Annotated in this window: 9 protein-coding genes and 1 tRNA gene; 3 read left to right on the top strand and 7 right to left on the bottom strand. The window is 39.6% G+C overall.

Annotation, left to right across the window (positions count from 1 at the left end; translation table 11 throughout):
* Window positions 1–10: 10 nt before the first annotated feature.
* Window positions 11–2,821 (top strand): hybrid sensor histidine kinase/response regulator, encoded by a 2,811-nt coding sequence (locus tag H6G73_RS01610; protein WP_190601183.1) that lies wholly within the window; start codon window positions 11–13, stop codon window positions 2,819–2,821.
* 356 nt (window positions 2,822–3,177) lie between these two features.
* On the opposite strand, the gene H6G73_RS01605 is transcribed toward H6G73_RS01610, so the two are convergent.
* Together H6G73_RS01605 and H6G73_RS01600 are read right to left on the bottom strand one after the other, a co-directional pair.
* Window positions 3,178–4,395 (bottom strand): DUF790 family protein, encoded by a 1,218-nt coding sequence (locus H6G73_RS01605; protein ID WP_190601182.1) that lies wholly within the window; start codon window positions 4,393–4,395, stop codon window positions 3,178–3,180.
* Complete coding sequence (locus H6G73_RS01600) at window positions 4,331–5,881, bottom strand: DEAD/DEAH box helicase (protein WP_190601181.1); 1,551 nt, start codon at window positions 5,879–5,881, stop codon at window positions 4,331–4,333. The genes H6G73_RS01605 and H6G73_RS01600 overlap by 65 nt, the downstream gene beginning before the upstream one ends.
* 53 nt (window positions 5,882–5,934) lie before the next feature.
* On the opposite strand from H6G73_RS01600, the gene H6G73_RS01595 reads away from it, so the two are divergent.
* Together H6G73_RS01595 and H6G73_RS01590 are read left to right on the top strand one after the other, a co-directional pair.
* Window positions 5,935–7,233, top strand: a complete 1,299-nt coding sequence (locus H6G73_RS01595) for an adenylate cyclase (RefSeq protein WP_190601180.1) — start codon at window positions 5,935–5,937, stop codon at window positions 7,231–7,233.
* A 191-nt stretch (window positions 7,234–7,424) separates the two neighbouring features.
* Window positions 7,425–10,103 (top strand): hybrid sensor histidine kinase/response regulator, encoded by a 2,679-nt coding sequence (locus H6G73_RS01590; protein WP_190601179.1) that lies wholly within the window; start codon window positions 7,425–7,427, stop codon window positions 10,101–10,103.
* A 524-nt stretch (window positions 10,104–10,627) separates the two neighbouring features.
* On the opposite strand, the gene H6G73_RS01585 is transcribed toward H6G73_RS01590, so the two are convergent.
* The 5 genes from H6G73_RS01585 to rsfS form a co-directional block, all read right to left on the bottom strand.
* Window positions 10,628–10,777, bottom strand: a complete 150-nt coding sequence (locus H6G73_RS01585; RefSeq protein WP_190601178.1) for a hypothetical protein — start codon at window positions 10,775–10,777, stop codon at window positions 10,628–10,630.
* A gap of 227 nt (window positions 10,778–11,004) precedes the next feature.
* Window positions 11,005–11,081, bottom strand: a tRNA-Met gene (locus tag H6G73_RS01580).
* A 53-nt stretch (window positions 11,082–11,134) separates the two neighbouring features.
* Window positions 11,135–12,088: an asparaginase gene (locus H6G73_RS01575; protein WP_190601177.1), complete on the bottom strand. Its 954-nt coding sequence runs from the start codon at window positions 12,086–12,088 to the stop codon at window positions 11,135–11,137.
* An 81-nt stretch (window positions 12,089–12,169) separates the two neighbouring features.
* Window positions 12,170–12,670 (bottom strand): CGLD27 family protein, encoded by a 501-nt coding sequence (locus H6G73_RS01570; RefSeq protein ID WP_190601176.1) that lies wholly within the window; start codon window positions 12,668–12,670, stop codon window positions 12,170–12,172.
* Window positions 12,667–13,128: a ribosome silencing factor gene (gene rsfS / locus H6G73_RS01565; RefSeq protein WP_190601175.1), complete on the bottom strand. Its 462-nt coding sequence runs from the start codon at window positions 13,126–13,128 to the stop codon at window positions 12,667–12,669. Before rsfS ends, H6G73_RS01570 begins: the two co-directional genes overlap by 4 nt.
* Window positions 13,129–13,177: the final 49 nt, after the last annotated feature.

Raw genomic sequence — 13,177 nt, 5'->3', positions numbered from 1 at the left:
GGGTTAACCCATGACCAAGGACAAAGAAATAGAAATCCAGATGCAGTTTCTGGAAGAAGCTACAGATTACCTCAATACTTTGGAAGGAATTTTACTGGAAACTGACACCAGTAAACGCATTGATTTAGATAAAATTAATGCAGCTATGCGGGCCGCTCATTCCATTAAAGGGGGAGCAGCAATGATGGGCTTTCGGGTGCTCAGTGATTTAGCCCATCGTTTGGAGGATGCGTTTAAAGTTTTAAAATCCCGCAAAAATTCTATTGAAATTGATACCCATTTACAAAGTTTATTATTATCTGGGGTAGATTGGCTCAGGCAAATTGTTGATTTATTAACAGAAAAAACTGCTTTAGATGATGATTGGTTAAGAAATTTTTGTTATCCGATTTTTGATGAATTACAAGATATTTTAGGTCATCCACCTGAAGAAGATATTACAACAATTATTGTTCCTGAAGATGGTCAGGAAATTATTCCTTTGTTGTTTGAAACGGAGGTTGAAGAGTATTTACAACGCTTGGAAGCTTTATTAGCTCATAGTGAGCATACTGATTTAGCTACAGAAGTGGCAAATATGGCTACAGAGTTGGGTGGTTTAGGAGAAATGCTACAACTAAACACCTTGACTCAGCTTTGTCAATCCGTAAATTCCCATTTAGAAACTGCACCGACACGTTATTTAGAAATATCCCAGTTAGCATTACAAGCTTGGCGGAGATTTCAAGCTTTAGTTTTAACAAATCAACGTCATAGTTTACCCACAGAAATTAAATTAAATTCTGCTAAAGCCACTTATCTGCTTGCTGCTGCTCCTGAACGGGAAAATTCTTCTGTTGTGGCTCCAGAGACACAGTTAACCGATAATAAATATTTTGAACGTAAAGGAGATATCAATCATCACAAAGATAGAGAAAATCACGAAAATACTGTCCGCTTACCTAGTAAATATTTGGAGGAAATTAGCGATTTGTTTGGAGAAATTATCATCCAAAGAAATGGCTTGAATGTGCATATAGAAAGATTGCGTAAATTGGTTGCTGCCCTTAGTCAAAGAGTAGATTATCTTGACCAGGAGCAGCAGGAACTCAGAGCAGCTTATGAGAAGATTTTAAATCAAACAACTGCATTTAATCATCCAGAAAATCATCAAATAGATAATAATTATGAGCAGAAATTAAAGTTATTATCTCAAGATATCACCGAAACTATTGTCCAAGTAGCTGAAGTCACAAGTGACATTAAACTAAGTGTCGATGATACAGACCAAATTACCCGTAAATTTAACAAAACATCTAAACAATTACAGCGCAAACTCACACAGGTGCGGATGCGTCCCTTATCAGATTTAGTGGATAGATTTCCGAGGGCAATTCGTGATTTAAATGTGGAGTATGGCAAAAATGTGCAGCTAAGAATTGAAGGTGGCAATACTTTAATTGAACGCAGTATTTTAGATGCGTTGAATGAGCCATTAATGCACTTATTACGGAACGCTTTTGACCACGGAATAGAAGACCCGGCCACCCGTCGCGCACAAGGAAAACCAGAACAGGGACTGATAGAAATTCAAGCTGCTCATCAAAGTCAACGAACTATCATTACCATGCGTGATGATGGTCGGGGTATTTCTCTAGAAAAAATTCGTCAACGTGCTTTAGCAATGGGTTTGGATAGTTCTCTGTTGACAAATGCCAGTGAAGAGGAACTGCTATCACTGATTTTTGAACCTGGGTTTACAACTTCAGATCAGGTAACAGCTTTATCGGGTCGGGGTGTGGGTATGGATGTAGTCAGGAATAAACTCAAGTCAGTTAGGGGTGAAGTCAAGGTTGAGACTCAACCAGGAGTGGGAACCATCTTCACTTTATCTGTACCTTTTACATTGTCAGTAGCGAGGGTATTATTAGTAGAGAGCGATCGCTTGTTGTTTGCTTTCTCCACAGATGTAGTTACAGAAATATTACTACTGACCAACGACCAAGTATTTACAAGAGACGGACAAGAATTTCTCACTTGGCAAGAGCAAATAATCCCTTTAATTCGCTTCAGTCGTTATTTTGTCTTTAATTGCTCCCATTATGACCTACCAGAATTAGATACTAACCCCGTAATTAACGCCACAAGCGTCTTGATCATTAAACAGGATAATCAACTCATTGGGGTACAAATAGACCGTTGCTGGGGTGAACAGGAGGTTGCTGTGCGTCATGTAGAAGGAACCATAGCTTTACCCAAGGGTTTCAGCAACTGCACTATTCTGGGGGATGGTCGAGTTGTACCAATGATTAATATTAACGATTTAATTGCTTGGATTAGTACCGGTCAACGTCCTTCTATTATCAATAAATTACCTCATACTCAATTAAAAACTCCTTTTCTTTCCCCACCAAAAGCACCAGCACCTGTGAGACAAGTCCGGGAAAAAGGCATGATATTAATAGTTGATGATTCTATTAACGTCCGCCGTTACTTAGCTTTAACTTTAGAAAAAGGTGGTTATCAAGTCGAACAAGCAAAAGATGGTCAAGATGCTTGGGAAAAATTGGAAAGCGGGTTAAAAGTTCAAGCCGTAATTTGTGATATTGAAATGCCACGGCTAGATGGTTATAGCTTCTTAGAAAAAGTGAGTTCCCATCTAGATTTAAAAAATATTCCTGTGGCAATGTTAACTTCTCGGAGTAGTAATAAACATCGACAATTAGCAATGCAATTGGGAGCGCGTGCGTATTTTTCTAAACCTTACAATGAGCAGGAGTTATTAAAGACTTTAGAAGATATGATTTTTATGGGTTCTGAATCAAATTCAGGAAATAATTAAATATTAGTTAAAAATTATGGTTCTTTCGGAGATTTTATGGTGTTTGAGGATTGATTACCACAAAACCCTTATGGGGCAAAGCTTATAAACTATTATGCCCAATATTTTCAATGAAATGCCGATACAATAAGGCTTTCAATGATTTTTAACTAGGTTCTCCATAAAAAGTACCGAAGAACCAAAATTATTAGTACATCATTCAGAATGATTGACGGTGCGTTGCACTACGTGACAACACACCCTACATAAACTTACTAAAAAATCAAATTCTTATTTAACTGAATTCATCACTTTTGAGCCTTTGCGTGAGCTTTACACCCATACCTAACAAAACCAAAATATTTCAGCCATAAAATCTACTCTTCCATCACAGCTAAAACCGCCTTTGGTAATAATTTTTCCTTAAACCAAACTATCTTAGCCGGAACATTATCTAACTTCACACCTGCTTTTTCTAAATTCAATCTTTCAGAAATTGCCAGAATTAAATTATCGCAATTAGCACGGCGAACTTGAGCAAATTTCTTTTGTAAATATTCTGGTCGCCAATAACCAACTATTTCTAATAAAAAGCTGCGTCCATCTGGATGAACTAAGCGAAAATCGGGAATCATCACACTCCCAGGAATAGGAATTAAATCAACTTCTCGCTCTAAAATCCAGCCGCTTCTTAATGAATCCCATTTATCAGCAAAGGATGACTCTAACATACTATCGTAAGGTTTGCCTTTGGGATAGTGAGATACTAAACCACATTCAGAATTGAGGGTAAAGCGTCCAGTTTTCCACTCATTGGTATAAAAATCACGGGTTTGTAAAGTGGCAGCTAAACTCCATTTGGTGACATGAAGTAAAGCCGGAATTAATTTCGCTATTGCTAAACCATAGCGGGTACTAGCAGTAAATAAACTCGTGGGTCCATCAATACTAATTGTAAAGCCGTGGTCAGCATCTCCTTCAATATAAGCCATTAATTGAAATAGCTTCAAATAGCGAAACAGTAGTTTATATTCTCCTGGGACATTACGATGGGCATTTAACACTAATTTACTAGCTTTATAAAATACTCCCTGGACTTGGGAAAGATTGTATCGATGTAAAATATCCTCTGGTTTGGGAACATCAAAAGCTGTGAGTATTTTATTTTCATTTAAGTCTGCATATAGTCCATCGCGTACCTGATTTGGTAACACTTCTTTTTGCAATTCTTGAGTTAAGTCATCGGCTATTTTCTTTAATGTAATTTCTGTTTCTTCTCGACAAGCCACAGATTTCGCTGCGAGAGCAAATACTCTTTCTCTCAACATAGAAGGTTCTAGAGGACTAACCACTTCAAAATGACAAAAACTACTTTTGAGAATGTAAGCTAAACCCCGCTTCATCCGATAATCTGTGGTGTCACCTTCAAAATCTGCTAACTGACGTTCTAGAAAGCCTTGGGTTTTACCAACTGTCTCTTGAAAAAAATTAATTAATTCCTGAGCTAACTTGACATGTTTATCATCAAGTTTAAGTCTCTTGGGGATGATTTCTTCTCCGTTTTGGCGATGAATCAGTAACTCCGTTGGTAACATCTTTATTTTGGGTTGAATAATTGATTTCTAATTGTTCTGCGGCTTTCAAATCCTGTTTTTTGCCAGTGCCGTAAATGACTTTTAATTTCCCTGACTTATGCTTTTCTTCCTGGGGAGAATTATCACCTCTCCTTCTCGCCGAAGTTCTTTCTTCTGTGGTATCTTCGGCTATGACTTCATATAAAATCGCTTGCTTATTTTCAACGTTACCTTTCCTTAAAACTCTACCCAAACGCTGAATATATTCTCTAGTTGAACCTGTACCAGATAAAATAATAGCAATACTGGCAGCCGGGACATCAACACCTTCATTCAAAACATTAGATGCAACTAAAGTATTATATTTTCCTTCCTTAAATTTAGTGAGAATTTCATGCCTTTCTTTCACTGGGGTTTGATGAGTAATGGCAGGAATTAATAACTCTTGGGAAATGCGATAAACAGTAGCATTATCAGCCGTGAAAATTAAAATTCTGGCGGGGAAATGTTCAGCTAATAAATCAACCAATATTCTTAACTTGCCATCGGTTCCCAAAGCGATTTCCTTAGCTTCTCGGTGTGCTAACATAGCTCTGCGGCCAGCTTGCGATCGCGCACTCATCTGCACAAACATCTGCCAACCTTGCAAACTGCCCAAAGATATGCGATTTTGCTTTAAAAAATCGTTGCGAGTTTGAATTAACTGGTTATACCTTTCCCGTTCTAATTGGGACAGCTTCACCTTAATTTGCACAATTTCATGTTCTGCTAATGCCTTCCCCGCCAAATCTTCAGCGCGTTTACGATAAACTTCCCTACCAATGAGAATATTTAAGTCTGCATGTTTCCCATCCGTGCGTTCTGGTGTGGCTGACAGTCCTAACCGATAGGGTGCGATCGCATATTCGGCAATCACCCGGTTAAAATCTGTAGGTAAGTGGTGACACTCGTCAAATATCAGCAAAGCATACTTGTTGCCCAAAGCTTCTGCATGGATAGCTGCACTGTCATAGGTAGCCACCAAAATTGGCGTTTGGTCTCGCGAACCTCCCCCCAGTAACCCCACTTCCGCATCTGGAAATGCTGCCACTAAATGAGCATACCACTGGTGCATTAAATCCAATGTCGGCACAACAATCAAGGTAGTACGCGGTGTAGATTGTATCGCCATCTGCGCTAAATAGGTCTTTCCCGCCGCCGTTGGTAAAACTACGACTCCCTGCCTTCCCGCCAATTTCCAAGCCACTAGCGCCTCACTCTGGTGGGGATAGGGGGTCATTTCCAAGCTGGGAACCAACTCTAGGGGGTAAAATTCCTTGGCTTCATCAATAAAATCTATTTCTTCTGCTTGCAGTGCTTCCACTAGACCCCGGTATCTCATAGCGGGAATGCGGAATTTTTCCACCCTATCATCCCAGATAGCATAGTCTATCCAAGCTTTGCTCCGTGGTGGCGGATGCAAAATTAACGTGCCACGATCAAAAATTAAAGTGGGGGTGCGACCCATGTTGGCTGTCTCCCAACAGGTTTACTGTTAACTACTCATAACCTAAAACGTGCATGATTACCCATATTAATGCTGCTAGAAACCAACTAGAGGCGCTTCTGGCTTCAGAAATAGCTGCTTGGAAAAGCGACGCAAGTTTTGATCAAGCCTATCAAAAGCAAAGGCAGCAATTTATCGTCAATAGACTGCAACTACAAGCAAAAATCATGCTAGCAGTCGGTGTAACTTTGATGATGTTTTTCTTCTGGGTCAACCCAGACTTAGAAAGTAAAATTCAGTCTTTAAAAATTGGTTTATTAACAGAGTTATTTATTGTCATTTGTTGGGTAATTTTATGTAAAACCGCGTTTGGTCGTCGTTATTGTGACTTGATTTTGCTGTGTTTATCCTGGGCTGTTACTTGTTCTATTCAAATTGACACAGCTATTTTATTTAAGCATTTTGAACCATTCTTTAACATTTGGTATTTGATGTTTCTCACCCAGGCAACCATTGTCCCTGTTAAGTGGAGACTGCATTTAATTTCTCACCTGGGCACAGTTGTTTGTTATGGCTGCATATTTTTAATCTCTCGACCTCATTTGCAACAACCATTACCATTTTATGTAGAAAATGCCTTGTACTTATTTTGGACAATTATCATTTGTGGCTTTTCTGTATATTTATATGAAAAACTCAGGAAAAAAGAATTTCGTGCTACCCAAGAATTAAAAATTGCCCAACAGCAATCAGAAAGATTACTCCTTAACATTCTCCCCGAAATGATAGTTGCTCAGTTGAAAGAAGAACCCACCACCATAGCGGATATTTTCCAAGAGGTAAGCGTTTTATTTGCGGATATCGTGGGATTTACTGAATTATCGACTCGTATTTCCCCACCCAAGTTAGTGGAATTATTAAACGAAATCTTTTGTTTATTTGATGAATTAGCAGAACGACATGGAGTCGAAAAAATCAAAACCATTGGTGATGCTTACATGGCAGTAGCTGGGTTACCCAATCATCGTGGCGACCATGCGATCGCTATAGCTAATATGGCATTAGATATGCAAAAAGCAGTTGCTGAATTTAATGCAGTAAACAATCAATCTTTTCGTATTCGTATTGGCATCAGTACAGGCCCAGTAGTTGCCGGTGTAATTGGCTTAAAAAAATTCGCCTACGACCTATGGGGAGATACTGTTAATACTGCCAGTAGAATGGAATCACATGGAATTGCGGGCAACATTCAGGTTTGTCAAGCTAGTTATGAGTTGTTAAAAGATAAATATATTTTAGAAAAACGTGGTTTAATTCAAGTCAAAGGCAAAGGAGAAATGATGACTTATTTATTACAGGGTATAAAAATTTAAAATGTCATTTTATATATGAGATGGTAGAGATATCAGGGAGATAAATCATTTTGAGATATTATGTCATACCACAGACAATTGAGTCTGTATTAACACAAATGATACTATTGATTTTATCTCTACGCTCTCCACACATTACCAATTTATATGGTTAATTATTGCTAAGTATCGATCCCCAAGGAGCAGCCACATTGAACGGTAAATTGTCTTTCTGTGTACCCTATATTGTGGCATCAATAGCTGTTGGTAGCACCTTGCTATTAACAATTATGCTACATTATCTTATTTCACCAACTATTTATATTTTATTTGTTGCTGCCGTAGCTGTTAGTGCTTGGTATGGAGGTTTATCATCAGGTATCTTTGCCACCATCTTATCTGTCTTGGTGATAAATTATTTTTTCATAGAACCAAAATTATCTGTGTCTGCTTATTTACATCCAGACACAATTACTAGATTAATTATCTTTTTATTAGTCACAACAATTGTTAACTTTCTTAACTCAGAATTACGCGCTGCCAAGGCTGGATTAGAAAAAAGTCTAAAACAGCTAAAAACTAGCGAATCTAAGTTTAGACGGCTAGTAGAGGCTAATATTATTGGCGTAATGGTTGCCGATATTAACGGCAATGTGATCGAAGCTAATGATGCGTTTTTAAAAATGGTTGCTTATACAAGAGAGGATTTATTAGCTGGCAGAATTAACTGGCAAAATATGACACCTCCTCAATATCAAGAAATGAGAAATCAATTACTTGATGAACTACTCACAAATAAAATTTTACCCCCTTTTGAAAAAGAATACATTCGCAAAGATGGTACTAGATTTATCGCTTTAATTGGCTTGGCTTTATTAGAAAAAAATTCCCAGCAAGTAATTGGTTATGTTTTAGATTTAAGTGAGAGCAAACAAAATGAAAAGCGTTTGCGAAGATTAGTAGAATCCAACATCTTTGGTGTAGCTTTTGGTGATAGTAATGGTGGCATTAACTATGCCAATGATTATGTATTAAATATGCTTGGCTATAGCCAGGAAGATATTCACTCAGGTGCAGTTCGTTGGTCAGAAATTACACCACCAGAATATGCTGATTTAGATCAAATAGCATTGGCAGCAGTTAACCAACAAGGATTATCAAAACCTTATGAAAAAGAATATCTTCGTAAAGATGGCACTCGTGTACCTATTTTAATTGGCTTAGTAGCCTTGGAAGAACCATATAATCAACAGGAAGTAGCATTTTATTTAGATTTAAGTACACAAAAAGCGGCCCTCAGAGATTTGCAATTAGTTGAGTCAACATTACGACAACGGGAAGAACAATTGCGGCTGATCACTAATGCTTTACCTGTGCAAATATCTTATGTTGATGCCGAACAACGTTACCGATTTAATAATCGTAAATACGAAGAATGGTTTGGTATTCCGGCTACAGAAATTTACGGTAAACATATTCAAGAACTCCTGGGAGAATCAACCTATCAATCAATTCTTCCCCATATAAAAGCTGTATTATCAGGGGAAAAAGTTAACTACGAAATTCTTCTTTCACATTCAGATGGCAGCAACCATTTCATGAATGTTTCTTATATTCCCCAATTTAACCAACAGGAACAAGTAGAAGGTTTTGTGGCATTAATTCAGGATATTACAGAACGCAAACAAGCCGAACAAGAACGGGAACAATTGCTAGAAAGAGAAAAATTAGCTAGGGCTGAAGCAGAAGCCGCTAATCGTATTAAAGATGAATTTTTAGCCACTCTTTCCCACGAATTACGCACTCCCCTCAATGCCATTTTAGGGTGGACTCAGCTACTCAAAAGTCGTAAATTTGATGAAGCGACAACTAATAAGGCCATGGATACTATTGATCGTAATGGTCGCGCTTTGTCACAACTTATAGAAGATATTTTGGATGTTTCGCGAATTATTCGCGGTAAACTTTGCTTAAATACCCAACCTTTAAATTTAACCACTGTTATCCAAGCTGCTATTGATAGTGTCCTTCCAGCAGCGGATGCGAAAGAAATTACCATCGAATTCCACTTTGAGGACTCTGTGGGGATGGTCGTAGCTGATGCTAACCGCTTACAACAGGTAATTTGGAATTTACTAGTTAATGCAGTGAAGTTTACACCAAAGCAGGGGAAAGTAGAAGTCAAATTAAGACGAATTAATTCTCGTGTAGAAATTCGCGTCACTGATACAGGTATGGGAATTGACCCAGAATTTTTGCCCTATTTATATGAAAGATTTCGTCAAGCTGACAGTTCCACAACGCGATCCCATGGTGGGTTAGGATTAGGATTAGCGATCGTCCGTCATTTGGTAGAATTACATGGCGGTACAGTTGCCGCAGAAAGTGAAGGTATTGGCAAAGGTGCTAGCTTCATTGTCAATTTGCCCATGAAAGCCGTAGCTATTTCCACCACTTCATCAGAACCAAACGCCCCTCTTTTAGACATCCAGCAACATCCTCTTCCCATTTTAGAAGGGTTGCGTGTACTTGTAGTTGATGATGAAGTTGATGCCAGGCAGCTATTATCCACCATTTTGGGAGAATATGGCGCAGAAGTTATGGCCGTAGCCTCCACTCAAGCAGCAATCTCTACTTTACCCCAATTTTCTCCTCATATCTTAGTTAGTGACATTGGAATGCCAGATGAAGATGGGTATACACTCATTCGTCGAGTCAGAAACCTTCCACCCGACCAAGGAGGACGCATTCCCGCAGTAGCACTTACAGCCTATGCTAGAGCAGAAGATAGAACAAAAGCTTTATTAGCAGGTTTTCAACTGCATATTCCCAAGCCAGTTGATCCCACTGAATTAGCAGCAGTGGTGGCTAATTTAGCAGGAAGAACTTAATCACAAAAATCCAAAATTAAAAATTCAGCAAAAACTGATTTAGCTACCCTAAATATGAGCAGGACTTAAACTAGGTAAAAATCATCTTAAAGCCGTAGACAAGGTAGTTAGGACATTAACTACAGCTAAAACTAAGATACCCAAAGGCTTTTAGCACTGTCACCTGTCACCTGTTACCTGTCACCTGCTATAAAGCCCAGGAGTATATCAAGTTCAGGCTTTTATTGAGGATTTTTTGTCTAAGTCCTGAGAGTGAGGAGGAATTTTTTGAAGTGTGAAGCTTGAGTGAGTGGAGCGAAAATTTAGCAGTAAAATACCTGGAAATCTGCACTTCTCTGAAATGAAGGGGATGATAGCAGATGAATCAAATACTTACCACTAGGTTGATGAGAGTTGATAGACAGTGGATTTTACCGTAGTGCTTCACTTAAATTTGTAGGATGTCAGGTGTAGGCTTTGCATTGGATGACACCTCCTTACCAACTGCGTCCGTGGGAAAAAAATCAATCAATTAGTTAAATTAACTAACTTGCATGTTCCCAGTCACTGAGTGATTCCCGTTCCTGCTTTTTCGGTTTGCTTTTGCGGATTGGTACTTGGGGAGTACCAATATCAACGCCAGAAAAAGAATTTTTCTGATTCTTGGCCGATTTTTTCTCTTGTGTGTTAGTCATAGCTGTGCCCAAATTTGCGAAAGTTCAGCCCTAATTTATAACATCAGGTCTTAAAAGGCAATTTCCGGAAGAAAAATTTTGTTTTTTCTTTAAAAAACCGCCAAAGATAACTATATATAACTATGAATCTTCTTGTTTCTTCTTCTTCTCTCTCAAGATAGGAATGGAGAAAACAGCTAAAAAAACAAATCCCTGTAACCAACCTTGATTACAGGGACTGTTAGATTTGGTGGCGGGAAGTGGATTTGAACCACTGACCTTCGGGTTATGAGCCCGACGAGCTACCAGGCTGCTCTATCCCGCGTCGCTCTTGTTTGCTGACTTTCCAAGTATAACCCAAGGATAAAAGTTTGGCAACTACAAAAGCGATAATTCTCCAATTACTTCCAGACGCTTGTATTTTCCTAGAGTCATAAACTTTTCGGATAGGCTTTGGGCAGCACTGGGAGTAATCCAACCCAACTGCTGAAGCAGATGAATAGCGGCAGCATATTTGGCCCGTTTAGCTCCATCTATGACTTTAATGGCTAGACCCATCCCTTCACCAAGCCTGGCAATACACTGCACTCCTTCCGCACCAGATTTACTGACAATTTCTCCAGGAGAGAGACGCATGAGTTCTGTATCAAACTCGCCTTCCCCTGCCACCATCGTCGGGTGATGATTCATGGCGCGAACAATGCGTTCCATATCTAAACTATTGCTAGAGCCTAGCAAGGCATACAATGAGGCGATTTGACCCATTTGCATGAGATATGTGGGTGCACCACAATCATCATGGACGTGGATAAATTCCTCGGCGGGCATTCGCAACAATTCGGCAATTTTGGTCAAAATTAACTGCTGAACTGGGTGCTTCCGTTCCAGATAATTATTTAAAGGCCAGTGACGTTGTTGACAAATAGCCAGCATTCCGGCATGTTTACCAGAACAGTTATATTCCAAAGGACTGCGCTTGCCTTGGGGAATGGGGCATTGCAGTACGGTGGGATCAAGGTCGGCACGCCAGAGGATATTAAATACCTGTCTGACTTGTTCCATACTGGCTTTGTGGGAACTGGTGATGATTGCGAGGTCGCGATCGCTCAAATCATAGCGTTCCAATGTCCCTGTACTAGTTACTGCTAGTGCTTGAAAAGGTTTAAGCGCAGAACGGACAAAAGTAGCGGTTTCGGCATTGCCAGCGACTGACAATACCCGTCCCCGTTCGTCACAGACAACTGCCTGGACAATATGTCTTGATTCGATGATACCTTCCCGCAGCAATCTGACTTCCAGTGCTGTGGCCTGAGTTCGTTTGCCCATTGTCATGGGTTAATATCTATTTTGTAAATTGTTCAGTTGCCAGTGGCCAGTGGTGAGTGGTTGATTTTACTACTGACCAATGACTATTTATAACAAATGCCAAACTATAGTACCAATAAGATATATTCCCGCCAAGCCAGCAAAGGTAAATTGCAAGCGTTGGAGGATGGGTTTGATTTCGTAGGTAACAATTAAGCGATCGCGATTGACAATATCTAGGGGTTTAATCCAGGTTTGTCCGTCATACCAACCAGACTCTTCATAAAATACAGTCTGACTGTAAAGGCGATCGCGAATATAGAACCAACCCAAATATAAGCGCACCAGCACCAGCACCACCCCAATTCCTGCACCTGCTGCTGTGCTGAGAAAAAAATAAGCCCAGTATTTTTGGGGAGGAAAACTAGCCGCAGCGACTGGTCCTGCTACTAATCCAGACCAACCCCAAATCCACAAAATTTTTGTGAAGTAATGCCGCCAGCTTAGGGTACTATCGCGAAAGAGCCAAGAACTTTTTAACTCTTCGTACTCATTCAGTGGTTGTTGCTCTGTCGGCACTGGGCAATTAGAAACAGAGGATTTCATCATCTAGGCTTACCCTCACCATCATCAGAATTTGGTAGCGTAATCCGTTCTGCATGTCCCCAGAACGCTTCTAAATTATAAAACTCTCTTTCCTTCGGCATCATGATATGGATCATCACTTCGCCATAATCTTGCAATACCCAAGTGCCTTCGCTTTTACCTTCTGTTCTCAAAGGACGACGGTTTAACTCAGTTTCTACTTTTTCTTCAATGGCATCAGCGATCGCTCTCACTTGAACTTTAGAATAGCCCGTCATAATCAAAAAGTAGTCCGAGAGATAAGAAATATTTCCTACCTTCAGCAATAAAATTTCACCTGCTTTACGGTCTGCGCCTGCTTCCGCTATAGTGAGAGCTAGTTTTTCACTTGCCTCTGCATTGTCAGCCACTGGGCTATCGACTACATTCTTGGTCTGAGGGACAGATTGTATTGGGAGATTGCCTTGGAAATAATCAGTCATTCAACCTCAACATGTGGTTTTTTCCATTTGTAACTAGCAGTTCAACTTT

Origin of the sequence: Richelia sinica FACHB-800 (genome assembly GCF_014698825.1) — a bacterium.
Lineage (GTDB): Bacteria > Cyanobacteriota > Cyanobacteriia > Cyanobacteriales > Nostocaceae > FACHB-800.
This window is presented reverse-complemented; position numbering and strand designations above follow the sequence as displayed.